The sequence below is a fragment of the Reyranella sp. genome, assembly GCF_052439685.1.
Lineage (GTDB): Bacteria > Pseudomonadota > Alphaproteobacteria > Reyranellales > Reyranellaceae > Reyranella.
The window spans coordinates 23,651-46,801 of record NZ_JBQVQG010000022.1 but is presented as its reverse complement, the minus strand read 5'-3'; the positions used below and the strand labels follow the sequence as shown (position 1 = coordinate 46,801).

Below are 23,151 nucleotides of genomic sequence, written 5' to 3'. Positions count from 1 at the left end.
AAAAGAAACGCGGAGGAAACGATGACGATGAAGAAGTGGGCCAGGGGGCTCCTATCCGGTGCGCTGGGACTGGCACTCGCCGGAACGGCGCACGCGCAACAGGAGAAGCCGCAATATGGCGGCACGCTGGAAGTCGGCACCGTCTATGTGACGCTGTCGGCCTTATCCTTCGATCCCGCCGATTGGAACTGGAAGCTGAACCACGATACCGGCCAGTTCTACGAACAGCTCTTTGCCGCCGACCTCTCCCAGAGCAAGCGCAATGGCGGCAAGTATCCCTTCTATGCCGATGCCTGGCTGCCCTCCGACGCGATCCGCGGCGAGCTGGCCGAGAAGTGGGTGTGGAGCGACAATCCCCTGAAGCTCACGATCGACCTGCGCAAGGGCGTGATGTTCCCGGAGAAGCCGGGCGTCATGAAGGAGCGTGAACTGACCGCCGAGGACGTGGTCTTCGCCTTCAATCGCCTCGTCAACAGCCCCAAGAAGATCGCGGGCTACTTCGACCATGTCGAGAAGGTCGAGGCGACCGGCAAGTACACGGTCGTCTTCACCTTCAAGTACTTCAACGCCGAATGGGATTATCGCTTCGGCTGGGGCTACTACTCGACCATCACGCCCAAGGAAGTCGCCGATGCCGGCGCGACCAACTGGAAGAACGTGAACGGCACCGGCCCGTTCACGCTGAGCGACTTCGTCCAGGGCAGCTCCAACACCTACTCCAAGAACCCGATCTACTGGGACAAGGAGAAGATCGACGGCGTCGAGTACAAGCTGCCGTTCCTCGACAAGGTCGTCTATCGCACGATCAAGGACGAGGCGACCTACCTGACGGCGCTACGCACGGCCAAGCTCGACCTGCTGGAGAACATCCGCTGGAGCGCCGCCGACGACCTGAAGAAGACGACGCCGCAGCTCAAATGGTCGCGCTGGCTGAGCATGAGCGGCCAGTTCCTGGCGATGCGGGTCGATACCAAGCCGTTCGACGACATCCGCGTGCGTCGCGCGCTCAACATGGCGGTCAACAAGCAGGAGATCGTGAAGGCTTATTACGGCGGCAATGCCGAGCTCTTCGCCTATCCGCAGCATCCCGACTATCTCGGTTACTTCGAACCGCTGGAGGCGATGCCGGAGTCTGTGAGGGAGCTGTACACGTACAATCCCGACAAGGCGAAGAAGCTGCTGGCCGAGGCGGGCTTTCCGAAGGGCTTCAGCTTCAAGGTCCAGGTCTGCTCCTGCAATCCCGACCACATGGACCTGCTGCCGCTGGTCTCGGCCTATCTCGAGGCGGTCGGCGTCAAGCTCGAGATCCAGCCGATGGAATATGCGGCCTTCCTCTCGGCGATGACGACCAAGACCAACGCGCCAGGCTACTTCATGAACAACGGCCACACCAACCCGACGACGACGATCCGCAAGAGCTTCGTCACCAAGGAAGTGTGGAACCCGTCGCAGTATTCCGACCCGGCCTTCGACAAGAAGGTGGCCGACATGTATCTCGAACGGGACGAGGCCAAGCGCCAGGTCATGATCAAGGCGCTCACGCGCGAGATCCTGGAGAAGACCCCGTACATCTGGCTGCCGACGCCCTACATCTATACGGCGTGGTGGCCGTGGGTGAAGGGTTACAACGGCGAGCTGCGCGCCGGCGCGGTGCGTCCCGGCCCGATCTACGCTCGCATGTGGGTGGACCAGGACCTCAAGAAGAAGATGGGCAAGTGATTCTCAGCCCATGAGCGCTCCGCTTCTCAGTGTCCGCAACCTGTCGACGCGCTTCCGCACCGAACGCGGGACGGTGCGGGCGGTCGACGGCGTGTCGTTCGACGTCGCCGCCGGCGAGACGCTGGCGATCGTGGGGGAATCGGGTTCGGGCAAGAGCGTGACCGCGCTCTCGATCCTGCGCCTGATCCCCGATCCACCCGGCAAGATCGAGGAGGGCGAAATCCTCTTCGAGGGCCGTGATCTTCTCAAGCTCGACGATGCCGGCATCCGCGCGATCCGCGGCGATCGCATCGCCATGATCTTCCAGGAGCCGATGAGCTCGCTCAATCCGGCACTCACCGTTGGCATGCAGGTCGGCGAGCCGATCAACCTGCACCGCAAGACGGTGTGGGCGAAGGCGCTCGACAAGGCCGCCGAGCTTTTGGGCAAGGTGCGCATTCCGGACGGGCGCAGCCGGCTCTCCTCCTACCCGCACCAGTATTCCGGCGGCATGCGCCAGAGGGTCATGATCGCCATGGCGCTGGCCTGCCAGCCGCAGCTCATCATTGCCGACGAGCCGACGACGGCGCTCGACGTCACGGTGCAGGCGCAGATCCTGGCGCTGCTCAAGGAACTGACGCGCGAAGCCAACTCGGCGATGATCCTGATCACCCACGATCTCGGCGTCGTGGCACGCTATGCCGATCGGGTCGTGGTGATGTATGGCGGCCGCATCGTCGAGACGGCGCCGGCCCGCCTGCTCTACAAGACGCCGCGCCATCCCTATACACGCGGCCTCATGGCCTCGGTGCCGCGCCTCGACGGCGACACCGACCGGCCGCTGGTCCCGATCGAGGGCCAGCCGCCCGATCTCGCCACCCTGCCGCCGGGCTGCGCCTTCGCCCCGCGCTGCAAGGATGCGACCGACCGCTGCCGCAGCGAGCGGCCGCCGCTGGTCGAGAGCGCCCCCCATCATTTCTCAGCGTGCTTCTTCCATGACCGCCTCGCCGCCTGATCCCGTCCGCCCCGATACGGTCCTGAGGGTCGAAGGCCTGAAGATCCACTTCCCGATCACGGCGGGCGCGATCCTGCGCAAGCAGGTCGGCACGGTGAAGGCCGTCGATGGCGTGAGCTTCAGCGTGGCGCGCGGCGAGACGCTGGGCCTGGTGGGCGAGTCGGGCTGCGGCAAGTCCACGACCGGTCTCGCCATCCTGCGCATGCTCGACGTGACCGAGGGCAGGATCGAATTCGAGGGCGAGGACATCACGCGCTACGACCGCAAGCGCATGCGCCCGATCCGGCGGCGCATGCAGATGGTCTATCAGGATCCCTACGGCTCGCTGAACCCGCGCATGAAGGTGGCCGACATCGTGGGCGAGCCGCTGGTCGTCCATGGCATGGCGTCGGACCAGGACAAGTATCGCGCCCGCGTCGCCGATCTTCTGCGCATGGTCGGCCTGCTGCCCGACATGGCGGAGCGCTATCCGCACGAATTCTCCGGTGGCCAGCGCCAGCGCATCGGCATCGCCCGCGCGCTGGCCTTGGAACCCACGCTTTTGATCTGCGACGAGCCGGTGTCGGCGCTCGACGTGTCGATCCAGGCCCAGGTGGTGAACCTGTTCATGGAGCTGCAGGAGCGGCTCGGCCTCACCTACATCTTCATCGCCCACGATCTCAGCGTCGTGCGCCACATCAGCGACCGCATCGCGGTGATGTATCTCGGCCGCGTCGCCGAGATCGCGACGAGGGTGCAGCTCTACAAGGATCCGCTGCATCCCTATACGCAGGCGCTGCTGGCCGCCGTGCCGATCGCCGATCCCGAGCTGGAAGCGGCCCGTGGCGCCGATATCATCGCTGGCGAGATCCCCAGCGCCATGCGCCCGCCGCCCGGCTGCCGCTTCCACACGCGTTGTCCCAAGGCGATGGATGTCTGCAAGGCGGTCGACCCGCCGCTGAAAGAGATGGACGACGGCCGCGCGGTGGCGTGTCACCTGCACTCATAGGAGCGCGCCACTCCAGTGGCGCTCATAATCTTATTCAGGATCTGACGCCGACCATGTTGCGGCGATTCAAGAGCGCCACTGGAGTGGCGCGCTCCCAGCAAGGATTCTAGGAGCGCTGCAGCGCCGCGCATTGGTCGAGCACCCAGGCCTTCCTCTCCTCGAAGATTGCCGGCGGGCGGTTGAGTTCGGGGCGCTGGTGGAACCAGCCGATCGTGGCCATCCAACGGATCAGCCGGAAATCCGGGATCAGGCTCAAGGCTTCGTCGGGGACGGGGCGGGTGGCGCGGTAGCCGGCCAGAAAAGCACTTTCGATCTCGGCGGCATTGGGCTTGGTCTGCCAGTGCGTGAGCGCGGTGGCGATATCGTACTGGTGCCAGCCATAGCCCGCGTCGTCGAAATCGATGACCGTCAGCCGGTCGCCGTCGACGACGATATTTCCCGGATGCATGTCGGCGTGGATCATACCGTAGACGGACGGGCTCTGGCTGAGGCCGCGCAGCATGTCGTGGAGGCGCTGCCGAACGTCGAGGAGAAGGCTGCGTTCGCCGGCTGAGAGCGAGCGATGCTCCCAGAACTCGCCCCAGTGCGGCGTCATTCCCATCAGCCCGTCGCTGTCGAGGGAATGGCGCCTGAAGCTGGACGGCGGCTGCCAAGCGCTGGCCTGGTTGTGCATCGCCGCCGTGATGGCGCCAAGCTGCTCGAAGGAGTCCTCGATGCGCCTCTGGTCTGAGGTTTCGGCCAGCACATCGGAGAGCAGGCGGCCCTCGGTCCAGCTCGCCAGACCGGCGAAGCGCTGCTCGCCGGTCGCCTGGATCGTCACCGGGACATAGTCCTGGCCGTCGCGCGTGAGAACGGCCTCGGGGACATCGATGCCGGCCTCGGCCAGCGCCCGGATCCAGGCCCGCTCGGAGACCAGCTCGTCGAGCGTGTGATAGCCCGGCCGATGGAGGCGAAAGACGTAGGCCCGCCCGTCCCGGCCGTCGGTCACCCGGAACGTGACGTTCTCGGAGAGCGACACCAGGGTGAGGTCCCTGCCATCGATCGGGAAGGCCTCCAGCGCGGCCCGGGCGGCCGGCCCGTAGGTCCGCTCGACGGTCTCGTCGTCCATCGAAGGCTCAGCCGTCGACTTCCGCCATCGTGGCGTCGAAGGCGGTGAGGAATTCTTCGGCATGGCTCTTCTGGAAGACCAGCGGCGGCCGGATCTTCACGACGTTCCTGTAGGCGCCGGCATTGCTCGTGAGGAAGCCGCGATCCTTGAGGCGATTGATGATGTCGACGGCCTTGTCCATGTCCGGCTCGCGCGCGGCATCGGTCCCGGCGATCTCGACACCGATGAACAGCCCGTGGCCGCGCACGTCGGCGATCGATCCGAAGCGGCCCTTGCGTTCTGCCAGCGCCGACTTCAGGAACGCGCCCACGGTGGCGACGTTCTCGGCGAGCTTGTCGCGCTCGATGACGTCGATCACCGCCATGCCGACCGCGGCCTGCAGCGGGCTCGACGCGAAGGTGTTGAAGTAGCGCGTCGCCGCCCGGAAGGTCTCGACCAGCGTGCGGCTCGCGGCGGTGGCGGCCAGCGGCAGGCCGTTGCCCATCGGCTTGCCGGTGACCACGATGTCGGGCTTGAAGCCCAGCACGTCGTAGCCCCACCAGACGCCGCTGCGGCAGTAGCCGGCCTGGACCTCGTCGGCGATCACCAGGCCGCCCGCCTCGTGCACGATCTCGGTGGCGCGCGCCATGAAACCGCGCGGCACGTCGGGCAGGCCCTCGTTGGCGAAGATCGAGCAGACGATCAGGCCCGCGAAGCCCGTTCCGTCTTCCTCGAAGGTGCGAATGACCTGGCGCAGCCGGTCGAGATAGGCCTCGCACAATTCGTCCTCAGCGGCGCCGGGCACCAGCGGCCGCAGCATCTCGGGGAAGGGGATCGCGCGCACGTCGCCGGCGGTGTTCTGGCCGGGGCCGATGCGCGTCATCTTGCCGACCGCCTCGCTGTTGCCGTGATAGGTCGCGTTGGTGCAGACGATGCCGGCCTTGCCGGTGGCCATGCGCGCCATGCGCAGCGCCACCTCGTTGGCCTCGGTGCCGGAGCAGGAGAAGATCACGCTCTCGATCTCGGGCCCGTGCAGCGCCGCCAGCCGCTCGGCGAAGGCCACGATGCCTTCATGCAGGTAGCGGCTGTGGACGTTGAGGGTCGACTGCTGGCGCGCCATCGCCTCGGCGACGTGGGGATTGGCGTGACCGACGCAGGGCACGTTGTTGTACATGTCGACGTAGCGCCGGCCCTCGGGGTCGAACAGTTCGACCCCCTGGCCCCGCACGATGTGCAGGGGCGTGTTGTAGAAGAGCGGGGCGCCGGCGCCGAAAGCGCGGTCGCGACGGGCTGCCAGTGATTCAGTCGTCGCGTTCATGATCTCCGTCCTACATCTTCCCCGAAACGATGCGTGCGCCCAGCGCCCAGCGATGGACCTCGGACGGGCCATCGTAGATGCGGAAGGCGCGGGAGTCGCGGAAGAAGCGCTCGACCACAGTGTCGCGGGTGATGCCGAGGCCGCCCAGGATCTGCATGCAGCGGTCGGCGACGCGGAAATAGGCTTCCGAGCAGATCACCTTGGACATCGAGCTTTCGTTCGAGGCGCGCTCGCCCTGGTCGAGCAGCCAGGCGGTGTGCCAGATCGACAGCCGAGCCTGGTTCATGTCCATCAGATTGTCGGCCAGCATGAACGACACGCCCTGATGCTCGCCCAGCGTCTTGCCGAAGGCGACACGATGGCGCGCATACTCCGTGGCGATGTCCTGCGCGCGCACCGCCGCGCCCAGCCAGCGCATGCAGTGGCTGAGGCGGGCCGGGGCCAGCCGGACCTGGGCGTAGCGGAAGCCCTTGCCGATCTCGCCCAGCACGGCGTCGGCCGGCAGGCGCAGGTTCTTGATCTCGATCACGCCATGGCCGCCGGTGAAGCTCGAATCCATCGTGTCGAGCGTGCGCTCGAGGCGGATCGCGGGATCGGGCAGGTCGGCCAGGAACATGGTGGCGTGGCCGTCCATCGGGCCACCCTCGTTCTTGGCCATGATGATGGCGCAGCCCGCGCCGTCGGCACCGGTGATCAGCCACTTGCGGCCGTTGATCACCCACTCGTTGCCCTCCAGCCGCGCCGTCGTGGTCATCAGGCTGGGGTCGGAGCCGGCGCCGCCGGGCTCGGTCATGCAGAAGATCGAGCGGATCTCGCCCGTCGCCATGCGCTTCAGGAAATGCGCGCGCTGGTCGGGCCGGGCCACGACGTCGAGCAGGTGGATGTTGCCCTCGTCGGGCGAGGCGCAATGGATGGCCGTCGGCCCCAGGATCGAATAGCCCGCCGCCTCGAAGACATGGGCGCGGCCGACCTGGCTCAGCGCCTGGCCGCCATATTCCTTGGGCACCTGCGGCGCGAACACGCCGGCTGCCTTCGCCAGCTCGTTCATCTCGATCCGCAACTCGTCGGTCGGCCCGTGCGCCGTCCACCGTGGGTCGGTCTCGAACGGAATGATCTTCTCTTTGACGAAGTCCTTCACCTTGGCGGCGAGGTCGGTGATCGCCGTCGGCGGCGTGAAATTGAGGTCGTCGATCTTGTGCTTGGCCGTCACGAAACTCTCCCGCGTTTGCGGCCGGAACCTAGCACGGGGTCGCGTCTGGCTGGAGGCCGGGGACGCCGCAGAGCAATATGCAACCGTTGCGTGCTTTACTAAACCTCTATGCGTTCTTTAAGGGAACGATACACTTCGCGTACCCATGTGCTATGGGTAGAGGCGGCGAGTGGGGGCTTAAATGACCTCCGAGCCCTTCAAGCGGCCAGATATTTCCGGAAACCCATTTTGCTGGCCGCCGCGCTTGTGGAGCCTGTGGGACATGCTGGATACCTACGCATGGTTGTTCTTTTTGGTTGGCCAATATCTTAGATCGGCCACGCGCGACATTCAGCGCTGGCGCGACGATCATCCGGATGAGCTGTTCATTTCCGACGCTGAATCAGCGCACGAGATTTCAATTCAGCACCTGGAGTTTGCAAAAGCGATATGCCGCAAGCTTCCGCTTGGCACACTGCCAAAGGAGATTGACGCCGCAATCTCTCATCACGCGCATGGCGGCGCGCTAGCTGATCGTCTTGAGTACACTCTGGGCAATATCGGGCAGCGCTTCAGTAACGAGCTGCGAAGCCACCAGTTCAAGTACGTCTCCCCGGAGTTGGCCGGATACTACGGGCAGAAAGAGCCCTTTGGTCCTCATGTGGCAAAGCGTTTTCCGGACGCGAGCGAAGATCTTGAAAACGCCGGCAATTGCCTCGCCTTGGAACAGTCTACCGCCAGCGTCTTCCATCTGATGCGAGCTATGGAAGTTGCGGTGCGCGTACTCGCTACGCGTCTCGGCATAACCATCCATCCAAAAGATAGCTGGGGGTTGATCGTTGGCCGGATGGACCCAAAGATTCGGGCCATGCCGGACAACACGGCGGCGAAGAAGCGCAAGAAAGACGCGTGGTCTGGCGTGGCCTCTAACCTGCATCATGTTGGGCAGGCGTGGCGCAATAGCACCATGCACCCCAAGAAGACTTACACCCAGTCTGAGGCTCGGGAGGTCTACGAAGCCGTTCGCGCCTTCATGACCAACTTGGCGTCCCTTCGGTAAAACGCAGTCAACCCGGTCTCTTCTTGGGCGTGGCAACTTTCTTGAACGCCCTGTCAAACGCGCGCGACGACTCACTCGCCCCGACCTCGCGCGCCATCTCGACGAAGCGCTCGTGGCGCTCCGCGTCGGTTAGCTTGCCCTTCGGCTTGGCCGTTGGTTTCTGTGCCATTCAAGCCTCGTCATCTAGGAGAAGCCGCAGGAGGCGCGGCAGCCTGGGACGTCGCCGATTACGCGCCACGAGTTGTTTCATAGGTGAGGCGCTTGCCCTTGGCGCCCATGACGGCGCGAGCGGTGCGCTGCTGGTCGTTGACGCCAAGGGACTGGCGCGCGTTGTAGCGGAAGTCGAACTCCGCGAGATAGCGGTGCAGGTGCTTCTCGTCGCACTGCTGATAGACGCCGCGCATGCCGCGCTTGAAGATCGAGAAGAAGCCCTCAATAGTGTTCGTGGTCACGTCGCCGCGAGCGTATTCTTTCTCGAAGTGGTTGACCTTCTCGTGCGCCGCGAACTCCTTGCCGACGTTCTTGTAGATGCTCGACGTGTCGGTATGCAGGCGGCTTTCCTTCGCCACGTTCTCGCGCACGAGCTTGGCGACAGTTTCGACCTTGGCGCGCTCCGCATAGAAGGACCGCACTTCGCCGCCACGCTCCACGAGGGAGACGATTGCGCGGTGATGATGCGGGCCGAACTTCGGACGGTTCGGGTTGGTGCGGATCGGAGCCTTCTCGGGAGGCAGCTTGCCGAAATAGGTTTCATCGGCTTCCACGACCTTGCCCTCGCCGCCGAGCGGCCCCATGCCGCCGTCTGCCATGGCGTGGCGGATGCGGTGGGTCAGGTGCCAAGCGGTCTTCATGCTGCACTGGAGCATCCGCTGTATCTGGCGGGTGCTGATACCCTTCTTGCTGGCGCACATGAGGTGGATGACCTGCAGCCACAGGTGCAGGGCGAGCTTGCTGTCCTCGAAGATGGTGCCGATGCGAACGGTGAAGGGCTTGCGGCAGGCGTAGCACTTGCGCAGGCCGGGCCGCGTGGTCTTCCCGTTCAGGCGGCCGATCCGCTCCTTCTCGCCGCAGTGCGGGCAGACCGGGCCACGCGGCCACAGGTGCGCCTCGACGTAATCGAAAGCGGCGCCCTCATCCTGAAAATGTGGTGCGGAAAGAACCGAATTAGCCATTGCCCTTGCTCCTTGCCCATCTTCTACATTAAGCGGATGGGTATGGCAAGTGTAACGTTCCCTCTTTAATTGTTCCCGGCGCAGGACGGGAGCATTGCATGCAGGCGACGGTTCGGACGGTGGCGTTCCAGGGGATCGATGTCCTGCCGGTGGACGTGCAGGTGTTGGTGGCGCCGGGCACCATCGCCTTCGCGGTGGTCGGGCTGGCGGACAAGGCGGTGGGCGAGAGCCGCGAGCGGGTGCGGGCCTGCTTCCGGGCGCTGGGGCTGGCCCTGCCGCCGCAGCGCATCACGGTCAACCTGTCGCCGGCCGACCTCGCCAAGGAGGGCAGCCACTACGACCTGCCGATCGCGCTGGGGCTGCTGGCGGCGCTGGGTGTGCTGCCGCGCGAGAGCGTCGAGGGCTTCGTGGTGCTGGGCGAACTGGCGCTCGACGGTTCGCTCTGCCGGGTGCCCGGCGTGCTGCCGGCGGCAATCGCCGCCCAAGCGGCGGGGCGCGGCGTGATCTGCCCGGCGGTGTGCGGCGGCGAGGCCGCGTGGGGTGGCTTCGACTCCCTGCCCGACAGCGACCGGCCGCCGATCATCGCCGCGCCTTCGCTGTTGTCCCTGATCAACCATCTGCGCGGCCAGCAGACGCTGCCGGCGCCCGAGGCGCTGATGGCCGACGATCGCGCGACCTATCCCGACCTTTCGGAGATCAAGGGGCAGGAGAGCGCCAAGCGGGTGCTCGAGATCGCGGCGGCCGGGGGCCACAACCTCCTTAACTATGATACGATGGACCCAAGACCGTTCCGGACCTGCGGATCACATCGAGAGCATCCATGCCCGCCCGTCGAACCAAAGCATACTCCTACGTCCGCTTCTCCACCCCCGAGCAAGCCAAGGGCGACAGCGCACGTCGCCAGATGGCAGCCGCCGAAGAATACGCCCGGCGGCATGACCTAGACCTTGATGAGACGCTGACGTTCCAAGACACGGGCGTATCAGCGTATCGCGGTCGGAACATGGAGATCGGCCGATTGGGGGAGTTCCTCAAGGCGGTCGAAGCCGGAGTCGTCCCCCAAGGGTCGTATCTGCTGGTCGAGAACCTCGACCGCATTTCGCGGCAGGCGGCTCGGAAAGCACTCCGGACGCTCGAGGAGATCGTTGAATCAGGCATCACTCTCGTCACATTGTCTGATGGTCGGCGGTACACTGAGAAGACGTTGGACGAAGATCCGCTCGCCCTCACGATGGCGCTCTTCACGTTCATGCGGGCGCATGAGGAGTCGTTGACCAAGGGCCGCCGCATCCGGGCGGCGTGGGACAACAAGCGGAACCGCGCGGTCGCTGAGGGCACTCCGCTGACGAAGCGGACACCTGGTTGGCTCGTCCTGGGTGCCAACGGGAAGCTGCGGATTGAGCCCCGGCGGGCGGCTATCGTTCGGCGCATCTTCAAGCTCACGCTCTCCGGCGTTGGTCAGCACGCGATTGCCGAGACGCTGAACCGCGAGAAGGTGAAGCCGTTCCAAGCGAGTCTGTGGCACCGCAGCTACGTGAAGAAGCTCCTTGAGAACCCCGCGGTGATGGGAACGCTCATCGCGTACCGCGTCGAGCACGAGAAGGGGCGGAAGGTCCGGAAGCCGGCAGTCGAGGTGCCCAACCACTTTCCGGCCGTCGTGTCAGAGGCGGACTGGAAGCGCGTGGCGTCGATGAGAGAGGGGAACGCCGCTGTCGTCCGCGCTCGGGCACCGAAGGGCGGTGCAGTCCTCCAGAACATCCTCGCGGGGCTCGCGAAGTGTCCCACCTGTGGCGGCACGATGACTCGCGTCAGCAAGGGGCCGACTGGTGGGTATGCCTATCTCACCTGCGCCAGGGCGAAGCTGGGGGCCGGCTGCAAGTACCGCAACATCCGCATGGAGAACGTGGAGGCGGCCGTTCTCACAAACATGGAGGCGGTGCTGGGCGGGATGCCGACCGGAAATGCGGAGACAGATACGCGGCTCAACGAGATCGAGGTCAGTTTGGGCGTCTTGCGGGACCAAGCGTCGAACGTCGCCGCCGCAATCGCCGCGAGAGGGACGACCGGTGTCCTTGGTGCTCAGCTCAACACAATTGAGGCCGAGATGGCGAAGCTAGAGGCCGAGCAGCGCCAACTGATCGCCGCGAACGAAGACGCGCCGATGCTCGACCTTAAGGTATTGGAGCTGGAGAAGGAGATAGCGCGGCCAACGCCAGACCGGGGCCGCGTGAACGCACTTCTCCGGCAGATGGTCCGTGCGGTCGTCATCGACCACACCAATGGCCGACTGGTTTTCCAATGGCGGCACGGCGGCGAGAGCCACCTCGTCTTCGCCATGCCGAAGCTGGACGCCTAGCCTGCCCCATCCCCCTCTGCACTCCCCGGGAGCACTGGTGAGGACTAAGGAGCATACGGAGCACGTGAGGACACGGAGTACTGCTCCCAAGTCTGTAACTCATTGATTTTGCAGCATAAAAGCCATCCGGTCAGGAACGAACACGGCCATCTCAAGATTCCAGTGAACCACATAGGAGTCATAGTCACTATCTCAGCTGACATGTCTCTGCGCTCTCATCCATGGCGAGAACATACTTAAGTCTTTGATATCATTGAATTTTATTCCTATATTCTCGTTGTTCGCACCAAACGACGACTGGGGTCCAAACCGGTAGTTGGCGAAAATCGAGGCAGCTTCCAACCCTGTCTCAATCAGGGGCGGCCGGGTCCAAACCGGCAGCCGCCCTCAGACTGGGACAGCCTCCAACCCTGTCTTACGCCCGGGCCGGCCGATGGTTCAGAGCCATCGGCCGGTTCTACCCCACTTGGAGCAAAACATGCCGGTAGCCCCCGCCTCCGTACGGACCATCGGAGCAATCGCGAAGAAGCATCAGAAAATTCGGGACGAACTTTGGCCCGGTGTGACTCCGTACCTCTGGCATCGAACAAGCCATAAGGGCTTCACGACGGTCCCCAAAACGATGCCCCTGTTGCTGAAGATCATGGACTCCATGGCACCGAAGGGGGCGCCTGTCTCAAGCACCTACTTCGCGCTCTGGTGCGCAACATGGGACAATTCCTTCGTCGCCCTGAAGCCGAGAGACTTGGCCTTTGCTGCTGGATTCGGCGGGCAGCGGGCCGAGCGAACTTGGCAGGCTCGTATGCGGACGCTGCAGCAGCTGCGGTTCATCGATATCCAGCCGGGTCGCCAAGGAGAGTTCACCTACGCGCTGATCTACAATCCTCATATGGCCGTGAGATACCATCGGTCGCAGGGCACTAGCGGACTTCAACAAGCCGATTATGCCGCTCTCACCGAAACGGCGTATGACGTTGGTGCAGGCGATATGATGGGAGAAGAGGCGGCTCCATCACCGCCACCGCCACCGCCACCGCCGCCAGCTCCTAGCGTCGCGTCTTCAGAGCTTCCGCAGGAAGGCGCAGTTGTCGAACAGCTGTCGTCAACATCTGCGAGCAATTCGGGGCCTATTGACCAGCCTACGCTAGGTCCTATGGGAACACCGGCCGTTGCTCCGCCGCCAAGTGAAGGGAGATAACCGGGGCTCCGGGCGTTGGTCACGCGTCCTTGCTTCACTCAAGACGGACAAGGCCCCCGCCTTTCAGACGGTCGAGGCGGTAGATGAAGCCCTGCCAGTTCGCTCGCCTAGCAGCGGCACTGAGTGGCTTCCGAGGTTCGAACATCTCCTCGACCTGAAGATCGGCCGATAGATACCAAATGGAGTGCTCTCGATCACGCCGCAGCACGAGGAACATCGGGAAGTAGATGCCGGCTTTCATGCGCTCTTCTTGTGGCCCCCAAGCTGCACCCAACACGCGAGGCGGGGGAACGTCGACCCGTCTCACCGTGACTGCCTTGACCTGGGCGAGGTAGCCGCAAAAATCACAGATCACATCGGCGCATCGAAAGTTAATGGGGAGCCTCTTCAGAGGCTTGATGCGTTTGCACCGGGGACAGTCGCGGCGTCGAACGACAAGGCTCTCTCCGAAATCGCCGAGTTGCTGTCGCAGCGTGCGGGCCATCTGTTCCTCCCCCGACTCGCGAACGTACGTCAGCACGTCGAGCGAGGCTAGGCGGCGTCGCGCCCAGAGAAGCGCCCCTTCCAACGCGCCGTCCTGCTCACTGAAGTCGAAGAGGTCACTGGAGACGGTCGCGGTGGGAAGAGGATCAACTCAAGGTTGGGACCTTGACCCATCGAAGCATGAGACACACATTGGTTTCGTTATCGAGCTCGGTCGTAACGCTTGTTCTGGCCGCGCACGGGACTATCGGGGCGTGGCTCAGCGTCGTCGGGGTCTTCTTGGGTGGTGTCTGTATCAACAGCAACTTCTTCATGGAGATCAATATGGCACTTGTAGTTCATGTCGACCTTACGGTTGTGATGTTGGTGAAGCTGGCGGTTGCGAGAGGCCCTAGACGGGAGCTGAGCCACGTCGTTGATAGATCGGGCGTAAAAGGAACGGGCGGACTGAGGTAGCCGCGGGAGGTAAAATTCCTCCCCCTCTCTCCATATTTGGCGATGAGCCATCGCGACGGGGGCACAAGGGTTATTCCTTGTGCCCCTTCCTTTTTCGCTGCCGAGGTATCAGTTCACCTACCCTCGACTGTTCCCGACTTCGTCTTACCCTTCTCGGGCGTGAACGCATCGTAGATCTTCAGGCCCGCCTTGAAGAGGTCAGCGCCGACGCCTGCGTACAGGCCGGTCTCTGACGGCTGGGCCACGGAGTTGATCTGGCCCTTTGCGCGGCTCCTGGCCGCCTCGTTGTCGTTCTGGATTTGCCCTGCGGCCATTTGATAGTTCGCGTCGATGTTGCCGCGGGCTCTGCCCAGCTTCGCCTCATGGTCGCTCAGGATGTTCGCGAAGGACACGCCCTCGACCCCAGCCTCGCCGGCCGCAGCAGCGGACTTTCCCTTCGCCTCTGCGAGTCCGCGCACGACGTCAAAGGACTCGGTGGCCGCCTTGTCGCCCTCTTGGATCGCACGCGTCTGGTTCGCGTTGTAGGTGTTCGCCAGCGCCACGTTCGCGGCCTCGGCGTTCTGGATGTAGAGGGCGGAGTTGTCCTGATACTTGGCCATCTGGCCGACGGTGCTCAGGCCGGCACCGGCCACGGAGGCAACGGCCCCGATGGTGGCTGGATCAACGCACATGAATGGAATCCTGAGATGGGGTTAGGCTGGCCCGTCGGCGGACGTAGGTGTCCCCGAGGGAGAGGAGGGCGGGGTCGCGCTCGCGCAGCCCGAGGCGGGCAAGGAACTGCAGTCGTCCAACTATAGGCGCTGCTTCGTCCGCGAGCTGGACCATTGGCCACTTTGTCGACCAGTCCAGAGCCACGGCGCTGTAGATGAGACGCCGCTCCCCGAATGCTTGGGAGGTTAGCGGCGGAGAAGAGATGTTGGCACACAGCCGCCCGGCCATTGCATCGGCCGCCAGCGCCGCAAGGGCGTCGGCGAGAAGTTCGGCGGTGAGTGGTGTCGCGGGCCTGTCGCCCGCATCTAGTTCGGTCATGGTGTGCTTTCATGGTGGTATCGGGGGTGTCGCCGCCTGATCTCATCGGCGGCACGGTGAGCCACGATCCCCAGCGCCCGATTGAATCTGTCGAACACGAAGCGACGCGTGCCTGCACAGGGGTCGTGATACTGGGTGTGGAGGGTGGGGAGCGGTGCCGGGCCCTTGCGGGACCGCGGCCAGGGCAGGCGACCAATCAAGGCGCGATGCATGACGAGCCGCGCCGCTTGGTGTCGAAAGTTCTCGTCGCTGGTGAAAGCCGGCCGGCTGTCGTGGCCGCGATCGTCGGCGAGGTAGGCAGCCACGAAGCGGGCTGCGAGTTCGCGGCCTTCCAGTCCGCGCTCGACCACACGGCGCAGCCGCCCCGAGTAGTCTGCCGCGCGGTCTATATCCTTCCCGGCGCTGGGCGGTCCGAGCGGCCGATTGCTCAGGGCGACCTCGCGCTCACACCATGCGGCCATGGCGGCTATGGAAGGATGGCAGGCCCTGAGCTGCTGATCGACGAATGCCGCCGCCGCCTCCACATGGGGTTTCCAGTCGGCCCGCGATAGGCCGGCCTGGGCACGGGGGCAGCCGTACATCTCGAGGCGCTTTCGGTGCTGATCGCAGAACCGACCGAGCTGCCTCCGGCGCTGGCTACAGCCCGCGACGTCGCACGGGAGGTCGCTGTTTATCTGGACCCGCTTGCGGTGGGTCCTCTCTGGCCGGCCGTCGGCGGCTCGGCGCTGGCACCAGTGAGAATGGGCCATGTGGCGGTGTCCTAAGGTGTGAAGGGGTGGAAGGGGAGGCTGCGAGGCGGTCGAGATGGCCCGACCAGCCCCCCCCCCCCGTGCTTCCCGGCGGAGCGGCCCAAGTTAAGCGCGGCTTCCCTTTAGTATTAGGGAGACCACACTTAACCCTGTGACCCGACCGACGGGCATATCCGCTGGAAAGACCGACCCGAGAGGATCCACGGAACATGGTCGGATACGTTCCGTGCAGCGTCCGTGAAGGTCCGCGCCGCGACCGCCCGCAGCCCCGCGGCGTCCTTAAGGGCTCTGGTCGAGACCCGGTCCACGCTCTCTGGTAGCCCCTTCAGGTGGTCGACGATGCGGACGGTCGTTGAGGCAGTGACGCCGGGCTGCCGGCCGTCGGCGGAGGCAAGGTGCCTTGCTTTCCACTCTGCCCACCGGACGCCGGGCATGACTTCCGACAAGGCGGGCTGGATGCCAACGTCGCGGTGGATGATCCAACCCTTCATCGGCTTGGCCCGCCCGTCCGACATGACACGGCAGCTACCACGGCTGAGCGCCTGATAGACAACGTGAGCGACCTCACTTCGCGCCAACCCCTTAACGGTAGTGGTCGACAGCTCCTCGCGGAGGTTGTCAGACTGGCCGATGAAGGACGCGGCTAGGTCGAGCGACGACCGCTGCAGCACGCCGCAGAGCACGACGTTGGTACAGTGGGCCCAGCGGTTGAGGCTGGTCTCCTGTCCCCACGTCGCCACATTGATGCGGTCCACCGCTGCGGGCTTCCCGTTGATGGTGGTGGTCATCTTGGCCCGCGTGTCGATGCCGGCTGCCGCGAGGCCGCGCAGCATGGCGGACCTGTAGTTGATCTCCTCGCCGCTTCGGTCCTTGAAGACGAAGATCAGCACGGCCTCGTCGTCCGGCACCGCCTTCACCACGTCGACTACCTCGCGCACAGCCCTCCTCTCGCTGACCGAGGCGAAGTCCCGGTGCATGGTGTCCCGCCCGCTGCCTGCAAAGAGCTGGTGCAAGGTGACGTCGCGATAGTCCTTGAGCTGCGATAGGCGGTTCCCGATGCGCTTGATGGGCTCTAGGTGCCTTTCGGCGTCGTTGATCGAGGCGTCGGCCTGCACCAGCCGCCGGATAGGGTAGCTGGCGTCCAGAACGATGATGTTGCCGATCTCGCGCGGCACGGCGAGCTGGTACCAGACTGCCCCGTTGTCGCCCGTGGGAATCGCCCGTAGCTCCTCGCGGCAGCACTCTAGGAGATCGACCACGGGAGCGGTCACGGGCCGGCACGGGAGCATTGCGCGGAACGCGGTCAGCTCTGCATCCTCCAAGCTCGGAAGAGTGAGCGTCGTGGCCGAACGGCTCGGCGATGAGAGTGCTGTCTCGATGCTGTCTCGGGCGGCCTTCAGCCAGGCGATCAACCGGCCGCTCTCGTCATCGCGTCCGCGTGACACCCCTTCGAGGTAGCCAATGGCTCCGCTCAGCTCGCGAACGCTGATGCCGTAGGCGTCGCTGGCGATAAGGCTCTCGTCCCAAATCAGGAGATCGCGCCGCTTGCCCCGGTAGCTCATGAAGAGGTCGTGCCCGTCCTTCATGCGAACGCGATTGTGGGCAACGAGCATGATCTGCCGGTCATCGTTGGCGGCGGTCGGAGGCAGGGCATAGGGGTTCCCGTTAGGGACGTAGAGCAGGCCAATGCTCGCCTCGGGGACACCTTGGGCCATCATAGCGAGCTTGAGCTCTACCAGCGCCTCGACCTTGCTGGCGGAGGCGGCGACCGCGACGTGATCGTGCCCACGCTGGGCGAGGGTGGAGCACCACGCGACCACGGCTGACGTCTTGCCCATGCCAGTGGGGAGGGGGAACGCCCAGCGGCCCGGCCGACGTCCCTGTGCGCTCTCCGTGAAGAGGCCGCAGAGGGCATACAGCGCCGCCTTGTGCTCGTCGCTCAGGGTGTTGTTGTTGTCCGTAAGCGTCTTGCACAGGCGCTCAAAGGCGGGGTCCGTGAGGCCGAGATGTGAGAGGCCGTTGATGGACTGTTCGTAGCCGGCACGCGAGAGGTCGTGCTTCATCGCCCGGCGCTGGTGTCGGTTCATGGTGGTTCCTGTGATCGTGGGTTGGGCCGAGGCTAGTCGGCGTCGTCTTCGGTCGGCTCGGCGGCGAACGGCGGCACGTTGCGGAGGGCGTCTTCTGATTGCGGCTGCCCGCCGCGGGACACCTCGTCCGGTTCGTCGGTGAACGTCGGCAGGGAGTTGGCCAGAGCGCCGAGGGGGTTCCGGCCACCCCGCAGGGAAGCCAGCGTCTTCAGGTTGATGTCGTTTTCGCTGAGGATGGATCGAGCCGCCTGCAGGGAACTAGCCGTTGGCTTCTCGACACTCACGGCGGCGAGCGCACCCTCAACAGTCTTCAGCAAGAGCTTCTCAAGGGCCTGCGCTAGGCGGGCTTTGATCTCCTGGGGCGTCTCTGGCTGTGCGCCGGCATTCTCGGGGATCACTTGGCACCCCGCGCGACCGCCATGTCGCGGCGTATCTCCGCCGCTAGGGCCTCATCCTTCAGGGCGGCGTTCACGTCACGGGCAAGGCGGACGAGGGCCAGCCGCAGCACCGTAGCCCCCGCAACCGGCCTTCGGGCCACGACCGAGACGGCGAGAGTGGTGAGCTTGAAGAGGGCGGCCTGGGTGCCAGTCATGTGGAATTGGCTCCTGATGGAGTTGGCGTTCTTGTGGCTTGAGAGTCGCGCGGTCTGCGTCAGCCCTCGGATGCCGGCGGCGATGGCTTCGCAGTCCAGCTCTGCGTCGGCGGGTGCTGACGGCTGCGTGAGTTCGTTCATGGTGATGGCTCAGTTGTTGGAGTCGTTTGCGAAAAAAGGGATGGGGCGCGTAGGCCGCTGCACTAGATTTTGTGGCACAGCGCATGTGCCGAGATGGCCGGTCCGCCAGAGGTTCAGTTTGTGCGAAGGGGCGACCTAATTCTGATGGCCCTCAGCGGCCATTAGAGACTCGCCAGATGCCCTCCAGCGGACCCGCTGGCGTGCTACGGCCTGTGACGGACGCGCTCTGGTGGGCTTCCTGGCCCCGTTTTTGGCGTGCGCAGAGGATTGTTGAACGTCTGCGATGGCGACGGACGCGCCCGCTATCTAGACCGTCCGCGGGTCCCCATTAGCGACAGGGAACTGAGGCCGCCGCGCGAAGCTCCTCTAGGCGCTCCCGCAAGCATCCCGTAGGTTGAAACGTCACAAAGGAGGTTCATCAATGATTGTTGAGAGAATCGTAACTCCGGTTGGCCTGCCAAGTGTGCCTCTTGGGGGGCTGGCCTATTGGGATTGTAATGGGACGCGCTGCCTGGGTGTCCGCGTAAGCTTGGCTTCAAGCCAGCAGTTCGAGATGCTAGAGCTGTCGCCGCTCGATGACACTGGTTTTGATAGCCCTGCTCTCCAGCGCGTCGATGATCCAGACGCACATTGTGCGCTTCACTACGGCCACGAATACTTCATCGACTACGATGCTTCCGACGCAGTTCAAATCACGTTAGGAGATGTTGACCACAAAGCGTGGCGCGTGGTCGTTTCTGGGGACAGCGCCTATCTAATGATCGGGAGTGCTGTGCGCGGCCGAGCATCCTTCGACCTGGCCTCTGGCCTGATGACGAAGCCCGGTCTGGGGCCGAAATTTGCAGTTGATCGATGGCGGATCGTCCGCGGTCTCCCTTCCGGAGAGCGTGAAGTCATATTCAAGCGCGGCGAGTGACTCTAGTCCTTGGCGAGCCTTTCGCGCAGCCGGGCAACGCCCGCAGGATACCACTGACCGCCTCTAGGCGACTCGATCTCACGCCGGTTCAGCTCTGCAGCTATGGCCGACAGGGACACCGCGCCGCTCGCCACGACATCGGCCAGCGTCTCCCGCAGCTCCTCCGCCCGGCGCTCAGCTCCCGCTGATACTGCCGCGATGGCCGCGTGATTCCCCTTGGCGGCTCTCCGGAGCGCCGCTGCGCCGTTTGGGTTGCCCAGCCTGCGGCCCTCCTGGGCGAGCCGGCGGCGGGCCACCGCGAGGGCATCCTTGGTGCGCTGGGCGATCACCTCGCGCTCCCGCTGGGCGATCACGGCCATGATGCCGACCACCGTCTCGTCCGCCGTGGGGAGATCGGCCGCGACGAAGCGGACGCCGCTGTCGCGGAGATGGAGGAGGAACGACGCAGAGCGGGAGAGGCGATCCAGCTTCGCGATCACCAACCGAGCGCCACTCACCTTGGCGCGGCGGATCGCTCGCTGCAGCTCGGGCCGTTCGTTGTTACCGCCGCTCTCCACCTCGACGAACTCGTCAAGCATCCGGCCGCCCTGGGCCCGCACTAGCGCCGCCACGGCGTCACGCTGCGCAGCAATGCCGAGGCCCTCGCGGCCCTGCCTGCCCGTCGACACTCGCAAGTAGCTCACCCACTTCGTCTCTCGCATCTCGATCTCCCGACCTTACCAAACCGCCTAACGAACGTTGCGCGGATTGATACGACGGATCAGCCAGCATGGTCGCCGAGTCAAAGTGACTCAGGGACGGTTGAGGCGGTGCGCGTGCCACAACTTCTCCTTCAGTTAACGCAGGAGGTCGTGATGAGGTGGGCTACTGTTGCTGTTGCGATGCTGGTGGTGGGCTGTGCTTCTCCAGAGCGATACCGCGACACTCTTCAGACATGGGTCGGGACATCCGAGGCCGGCTTAGTCGCGAAGTGGGGTGCGCCTGACACAAGCTACCGCGCTGATGACGGGACAAAGCTCCTGACCTACTCGACGGAGCGGAAGTACAATGCGGAGGGCGTGACGTTGACGGGGCGATGCAAGACGACGTTCACGGTGCAGCAGGGCACGGTGACCGGGTTCAGCTTCCAAGGGAACCAATGCAGATAGGCCCCTGTCTCGTGCGGCGGATTGACTCAATAACCACAGGCGTTCCTCGACCTCTGCACTAGGGGAGCAAAGGCAGGAGGCCGCGAGCCCGGCTGCATCTGCGTCACAAAGAAAGTTGCTCCACTAGTGGAGCATGCAGCCCGGATCGCTCCACTAGTGGCGCATTCCAGACAACGCACGTCGACGGGTTCATGATTCTCTCGCGCCGCTGGTGAATGGCGACGCCATCAAGAGAGCGGGAGAAGTCTAGTGCTACAGTTTTTTGCGACCAGCGAGAGCGTGCGGGTGATCCTTGACGACAAGAGCGAGTTGGAGGTGCGGCCTTACGATCCCACGGTCTGGTCCGAGTGCCCCGCTGGGCTGGCCGACGGGCGATCCCACACCTTCTCTGATGGCTGCGTCGTCACGCGCTGCGGTAGGCACGAGTGGTGGGTCACGCCGGCACCCTCTCGGCTGCGCTAGGGCGCGACAGCAGTGCGACCTGGGTCCTCGGTGGTGACGCCGGGGCCCTCTGTCGTTGTGGAATGCCGTGTGTCGGGCCGGCTCGCCATGGGCCACGCGGCGCGAGGATCGAAAGGCGGCCACTTCGGCGCATGCAAAAAGGCACGCGCGTCGGGCCAGCGGGCACCCCACCGGGGGTATGCAGTGCGCCGATGGCGTTGGGAGGGGGCAGAGATTTTTCTCCCAAAACAGCTGCGCATCGGCCCTGCCTGGGCGATCACCCTACTTCTTTGTCTCAGATTCCTGCTGTTGCCGCTTTTCTTGAGTGGCCTTCTCGGCTTCGGCATACAGCATCTCAGGGTTCGCGAAGTGTCCGGACCGCTCGATCGCCAGTTCAAGGTCTTCTCTGGTGCCGACGAGGATGCCGAGCTTTTCCGCCTGCTCAATGTCGGCCTGGACCTCATCGCGCCGTAGCGAGGTTACGATTAGCGGCAGTACTCGGAGATGACTGTGTCCACCCTCATTCAGGCGGCGGCGAAGCGCCACCGACCGCTCGTGCAGCTTCGAGAGCTTGTGGTCCGACTTCAGACCCCCCGTCGTGCACTCGACCACGATGAAATGGCCGCTCGGCGACGTCGCGAGTACATCGGGGGCATTCTCCAGTCTCTTATTGGGGCCGAAGGTGGCGGGGAGGAAGCCGAACATCCACAAGAGCCACGAGACACCAAACTCCAGGTCTCGCGCCTCTTGCCCTCTCTTTCCCGAGCCAAACAGGTAGTCGCGGAGGGTGTGCAGGTCTTGGTCGTATTCCCTGAATGCAGCGTGCTTAGCGTTCTGCAGCGTCCTTGGGTTGGCTACCCAGAACTGGTGATGCGCATGGCCGTTGATCGTTGCCAGACACTGGATCACAGCGCCCATAGGGATTTCGATACGGCCCACCGCTCGCTGGCGGCCGGCACGCTGCTCCCAAGACAGGGCCTCACCATGTAGCGATCCTCTCGCTATCGTCTTCCCATTGAGGCGAACGCGGTAGCCGAGCGCAACGTTAGCGGGGTTCACGCCGCCCGCCACCAAACACGCCAGTTGGGCGTCGCTGTCACCCACCACGGTCTCAGCATCGACCTCTGCAGCATGCCATGCCACGACTTCCAGCCGCACGTGAGCCAAGTGCTGGGCGCTCAAACCAAAGTCATCTACGAGATCTGCAACGCCATCATACGGAGTAAGTCCGCCCTTCAGCTCCCAGTCGAGAAGCTCGTTGTTCAGCAGGGGCGAATCCAGTTCGTTCCGGTGGACGCGATAGACCACGTCACGGCGCCATTGATCATTGGTCGGAATCCACGTCGTGCCAACGAGGGAGTTCATGGATCTGTTGTAGAGAGGCAGTGGTCCGGAAGGCGTCTTCAGCGTGCCACCAGCAATGGCTTCGAGCACATCCTCTGCTTGGCGCCACCCTTCTGGGGTGGATAACTCAATCCGAAATCTCTCCGCGAGAATCTGTTTGTTCTCGAACCGCTGGTCGGCGGGGGCCTGCGCCCAAGACACAAGGAGGTCTGCGCGGCTCAGAGCGACCGTCCATCCCGCGGTATCGCGGATAGCAACATACGTGACGAGCATGATCTCATACGCGTCCCGCCATGGAGCGATCTCCGCCAGGAACGTCCGATGGCTGCCTTCCTGCATGACATTCTCCGCCAGCCCAAAGCACGGTCCAATTGCACTCGGGTCTGCGCTGAAGGGGGCCGATCCCATGATCAGCCCCAATCATGCCGCTCGCTCGCTGGATTGTCCGTATTGCTAGTCGCCCGCCAACTTCTTGTAGACCTGCCAGGTCGCGTACAGCGCCCGCAGGACCCGGTACACACGCCCGCTGAGACTCGGACCCACCGAATGGAGGAGTTCGACCATCAACCAAGCGTCCGCCGCTTCCTTGCCGTTCTCGCTGACGTACCATGAGTACAGGCGCATCAGCTCCGGCATCCACAATGCCGCATATCGACCGGCTGCAAGGAGCCGGTAAACGACCTT

General features: G+C 64.3%; 22 protein-coding genes and 1 pseudogene. 8 read left to right on the top strand and 15 right to left on the bottom strand.

Translation table 11 applies throughout. The features are described 5' to 3' along the window. Nucleotides 1-21 precede the first annotated feature (21 nt). The 3 genes from ACT6UX_RS22895 to ACT6UX_RS22885 are packed head-to-tail and all read left to right on the top strand — an operon-like array spanning nt 22 to nt 3,701. Complete coding sequence (locus ACT6UX_RS22895; protein ID WP_444777461.1) at nt 22-1,719, top strand: ABC transporter substrate-binding protein; 1,698 nt, start codon at nt 22-24, stop codon at nt 1,717-1,719. 10 nt (nt 1,720-1,729) lie between these two features. Continuing rightward, nucleotides 1,730-2,713 carry an ABC transporter ATP-binding protein gene (locus ACT6UX_RS22890; protein WP_444777460.1) on the top strand — a complete coding sequence of 328 codons (984 nt, stop codon included), beginning with the start codon at nt 1,730-1,732 and terminating at the stop codon, nt 2,711-2,713. Further along, nucleotides 2,694-3,701, top strand: coding sequence for an ABC transporter ATP-binding protein (locus tag ACT6UX_RS22885; RefSeq protein WP_444777459.1), 1,008 nt, complete (start codon nt 2,694-2,696; stop codon nt 3,699-3,701). The genes ACT6UX_RS22890 and ACT6UX_RS22885 overlap by 20 nt, the downstream gene beginning before the upstream one ends. Before the next feature lie 106 nt (nt 3,702-3,807). Here ACT6UX_RS22885 and ACT6UX_RS22880 read toward each other — a convergent pair whose 3' ends face one another. From ACT6UX_RS22880 to ACT6UX_RS22870, 3 genes are read right to left on the bottom strand one after another with little or no spacing between them, the layout of a single operon-like run. Further along, on the bottom strand, nt 3,808-4,809 hold the full coding sequence (locus ACT6UX_RS22880; RefSeq protein ID WP_444777458.1) for a phosphotransferase enzyme family protein: 1,002 nt from the start codon (nt 4,807-4,809) through the stop codon (nt 3,808-3,810). Between the two features lie 7 nt (nt 4,810-4,816). Further along, complete coding sequence (locus tag ACT6UX_RS22875; RefSeq protein ID WP_444777457.1) at nt 4,817-6,106, bottom strand: aspartate aminotransferase family protein; 1,290 nt, start codon at nt 6,104-6,106, stop codon at nt 4,817-4,819. A gap of 10 nt (nt 6,107-6,116) precedes the next feature. Beyond that, complete coding sequence (locus tag ACT6UX_RS22870) at nt 6,117-7,316, bottom strand: acyl-CoA dehydrogenase family protein (protein WP_444777456.1); 1,200 nt, start codon at nt 7,314-7,316, stop codon at nt 6,117-6,119. Nucleotides 7,317-7,578: 262 nt separating this feature from the next. Between ACT6UX_RS22870 and ACT6UX_RS22865 the strand changes: the two genes are divergently transcribed. After that, nucleotides 7,579-8,355 carry a hypothetical protein gene (locus tag ACT6UX_RS22865; protein ID WP_444777455.1) on the top strand — a complete coding sequence of 259 codons (777 nt, stop codon included), beginning with the start codon at nt 7,579-7,581 and terminating at the stop codon, nt 8,353-8,355. Nucleotides 8,356-8,362: 7 nt separating this feature from the next. Here ACT6UX_RS22865 and ACT6UX_RS22860 read toward each other — a convergent pair whose 3' ends face one another. Both ACT6UX_RS22860 and ACT6UX_RS22855 read right to left on the bottom strand, forming a co-directional pair. Further along, nucleotides 8,363-8,524, bottom strand: coding sequence for a hypothetical protein (locus ACT6UX_RS22860; RefSeq protein ID WP_444777454.1), 162 nt, complete (start codon nt 8,522-8,524; stop codon nt 8,363-8,365). Nucleotides 8,525-8,582: 58 nt separating this feature from the next. Next, complete coding sequence (locus tag ACT6UX_RS22855) at nt 8,583-9,527, bottom strand: IS1595 family transposase (protein WP_444777453.1); 945 nt, start codon at nt 9,525-9,527, stop codon at nt 8,583-8,585. A gap of 98 nt (nt 9,528-9,625) precedes the next feature. On the opposite strand from ACT6UX_RS22855, the gene ACT6UX_RS22850 reads away from it, so the two are divergent. The 3 genes and pseudogenes from ACT6UX_RS22850 (at nt 9,626) to ACT6UX_RS22840 (ending at nt 11,883) form a co-directional block, all read left to right on the top strand. Next, nucleotides 9,626-10,471 (top strand): magnesium chelatase domain-containing protein, encoded by an 846-nt coding sequence (locus tag ACT6UX_RS22850; protein ID WP_444777452.1) that lies wholly within the window; start codon nt 9,626-9,628, stop codon nt 10,469-10,471. Beyond that, a pseudogene (locus tag ACT6UX_RS22845) lies at nt 10,429-10,788 on the top strand (recombinase family protein); the annotation flags it as partial. The gene ACT6UX_RS22850 and the pseudogene ACT6UX_RS22845, both read left to right, overlap by 43 nt. Beyond that, on the top strand, nt 10,777-11,883 hold the full coding sequence (locus tag ACT6UX_RS22840) for a recombinase family protein (protein ID WP_444777497.1): 1,107 nt from the start codon (nt 10,777-10,779) through the stop codon (nt 11,881-11,883). The pseudogene ACT6UX_RS22845 and the gene ACT6UX_RS22840, both read left to right, overlap by 12 nt. A 1,232-nt stretch (nt 11,884-13,115) precedes the next feature. On the opposite strand, the gene ACT6UX_RS22835 is transcribed toward ACT6UX_RS22840, so the two are convergent. From ACT6UX_RS22835 to ACT6UX_RS22805, 7 genes are all read right to left on the bottom strand, one after another. Next, nucleotides 13,116-13,565 carry a DpnI domain-containing protein gene (locus tag ACT6UX_RS22835; RefSeq protein WP_444777451.1) on the bottom strand — a complete coding sequence of 150 codons (450 nt, stop codon included), beginning with the start codon at nt 13,563-13,565 and terminating at the stop codon, nt 13,116-13,118. Between the two features lie 568 nt (nt 13,566-14,133). Beyond that, complete coding sequence (locus ACT6UX_RS22830) at nt 14,134-14,652, bottom strand: virion core protein, T7 gp14 family (RefSeq protein ID WP_444777450.1); 519 nt, start codon at nt 14,650-14,652, stop codon at nt 14,134-14,136. 28 nt (nt 14,653-14,680) lie between these two features. After that, nucleotides 14,681-15,049 (bottom strand): hypothetical protein, encoded by a 369-nt coding sequence (locus ACT6UX_RS22825; protein WP_444777449.1) that lies wholly within the window; start codon nt 15,047-15,049, stop codon nt 14,681-14,683. Then, nucleotides 15,046-15,573, bottom strand: a complete 528-nt coding sequence (locus ACT6UX_RS22820; RefSeq protein ID WP_444777448.1) for a hypothetical protein — start codon at nt 15,571-15,573, stop codon at nt 15,046-15,048. The genes ACT6UX_RS22825 and ACT6UX_RS22820 overlap by 4 nt, the downstream gene beginning before the upstream one ends. 368 nt (nt 15,574-15,941) lie before the next feature. Further along, on the bottom strand, nt 15,942-17,885 hold the full coding sequence (locus ACT6UX_RS22815; protein WP_444777447.1) for a hypothetical protein: 1,944 nt from the start codon (nt 17,883-17,885) through the stop codon (nt 15,942-15,944). A gap of 32 nt (nt 17,886-17,917) precedes the next feature. Then, nucleotides 17,918-18,283 carry a hypothetical protein gene (locus ACT6UX_RS22810; protein ID WP_444777446.1) on the bottom strand — a complete coding sequence of 122 codons (366 nt, stop codon included), beginning with the start codon at nt 18,281-18,283 and terminating at the stop codon, nt 17,918-17,920. Continuing rightward, nucleotides 18,280-18,477: a hypothetical protein gene (locus tag ACT6UX_RS22805; RefSeq protein WP_444777445.1), complete on the bottom strand. Its 198-nt coding sequence runs from the start codon at nt 18,475-18,477 to the stop codon at nt 18,280-18,282. The genes ACT6UX_RS22810 and ACT6UX_RS22805 overlap by 4 nt, the downstream gene beginning before the upstream one ends. A 562-nt stretch (nt 18,478-19,039) precedes the next feature. Between ACT6UX_RS22805 and ACT6UX_RS22800 the strand changes: the two genes are divergently transcribed. Then, entirely contained in the window at nt 19,040-19,534 is a 495-nt protein-coding gene (locus ACT6UX_RS22800; protein ID WP_444777444.1) for a hypothetical protein, read from the top strand. A 2-nt stretch (nt 19,535-19,536) separates the two neighbouring features. On the opposite strand, the gene ACT6UX_RS22795 is transcribed toward ACT6UX_RS22800, so the two are convergent. From ACT6UX_RS22795 to ACT6UX_RS22785, 3 genes are all read right to left on the bottom strand, one after another. Further along, the gene (locus ACT6UX_RS22795; RefSeq protein WP_444777443.1) at nt 19,537-20,217 is read right to left on the bottom strand and encodes a recombinase family protein; all 681 of its coding nucleotides are present in this window, start codon (nt 20,215-20,217) and stop codon (nt 19,537-19,539) included. 1,188 nt (nt 20,218-21,405) lie between these two features. Next, nucleotides 21,406-22,806 carry a hypothetical protein gene (locus ACT6UX_RS22790; RefSeq protein WP_444777442.1) on the bottom strand — a complete coding sequence of 467 codons (1,401 nt, stop codon included), beginning with the start codon at nt 22,804-22,806 and terminating at the stop codon, nt 21,406-21,408. A gap of 114 nt (nt 22,807-22,920) precedes the next feature. Beyond that, the gene (locus tag ACT6UX_RS22785) at nt 22,921-23,091 is read right to left on the bottom strand and encodes a hypothetical protein (protein WP_444777441.1); all 171 of its coding nucleotides are present in this window, start codon (nt 23,089-23,091) and stop codon (nt 22,921-22,923) included. Nucleotides 23,092-23,151 lie beyond the last annotated feature (60 nt).

Excerpts from the sequence above, each read along its gene's own strand:
- ACT6UX_RS22850 (WP_444777452.1), top strand. The coding sequence starts at position 9,626 with ATGCAGGCGACGGTTCGGACGGTGGCGTTCCAGGGGATCGATGTCCTG.
- ACT6UX_RS22785 (WP_444777441.1), bottom strand. The coding sequence starts at position 23,091 with ATGCGCCTGTACTCATGGTACGTCAGCGAGAACGGCAAGGAAGCGGCG.
- ACT6UX_RS22855 (WP_444777453.1), bottom strand. The coding sequence starts at position 9,527 with ATGGCTAATTCGGTTCTTTCCGCACCACATTTTCAGGATGAGGGCGCC.
- ACT6UX_RS22885 (WP_444777459.1), top strand. The coding sequence starts at position 2,694 with ATGACCGCCTCGCCGCCTGATCCCGTCCGCCCCGATACGGTCCTGAGG.
- ACT6UX_RS22865 (WP_444777455.1), top strand. The coding sequence starts at position 7,579 with ATGCTGGATACCTACGCATGGTTGTTCTTTTTGGTTGGCCAATATCTT.
- ACT6UX_RS22805 (WP_444777445.1), bottom strand. The coding sequence starts at position 18,477 with ATGACTGGCACCCAGGCCGCCCTCTTCAAGCTCACCACTCTCGCCGTC.
- ACT6UX_RS22800 (WP_444777444.1), top strand. The coding sequence starts at position 19,040 with ATGATTGTTGAGAGAATCGTAACTCCGGTTGGCCTGCCAAGTGTGCCT.
- ACT6UX_RS22880 (WP_444777458.1), bottom strand. The coding sequence starts at position 4,809 with ATGGACGACGAGACCGTCGAGCGGACCTACGGGCCGGCCGCCCGGGCC.
- ACT6UX_RS22825 (WP_444777449.1), bottom strand. The coding sequence starts at position 15,049 with ATGACCGAACTAGATGCGGGCGACAGGCCCGCGACACCACTCACCGCC.
- ACT6UX_RS22890 (WP_444777460.1), top strand. The coding sequence starts at position 1,730 with ATGAGCGCTCCGCTTCTCAGTGTCCGCAACCTGTCGACGCGCTTCCGC.
- ACT6UX_RS22840 (WP_444777497.1), top strand. The coding sequence starts at position 10,777 with ATGCGGGCGCATGAGGAGTCGTTGACCAAGGGCCGCCGCATCCGGGCG.
- ACT6UX_RS22815 (WP_444777447.1), bottom strand. The coding sequence starts at position 17,885 with ATGAACCGACACCAGCGCCGGGCGATGAAGCACGACCTCTCGCGTGCC.
- ACT6UX_RS22895 (WP_444777461.1), top strand. The coding sequence starts at position 22 with ATGACGATGAAGAAGTGGGCCAGGGGGCTCCTATCCGGTGCGCTGGGA.
- ACT6UX_RS22860 (WP_444777454.1), bottom strand. The coding sequence starts at position 8,524 with ATGGCACAGAAACCAACGGCCAAGCCGAAGGGCAAGCTAACCGACGCG.
- ACT6UX_RS22875 (WP_444777457.1), bottom strand. The coding sequence starts at position 6,106 with ATGAACGCGACGACTGAATCACTGGCAGCCCGTCGCGACCGCGCTTTC.
- ACT6UX_RS22790 (WP_444777442.1), bottom strand. The coding sequence starts at position 22,806 with ATGCAGGAAGGCAGCCATCGGACGTTCCTGGCGGAGATCGCTCCATGG.
- ACT6UX_RS22835 (WP_444777451.1), bottom strand. The coding sequence starts at position 13,565 with ATGGCCCGCACGCTGCGACAGCAACTCGGCGATTTCGGAGAGAGCCTT.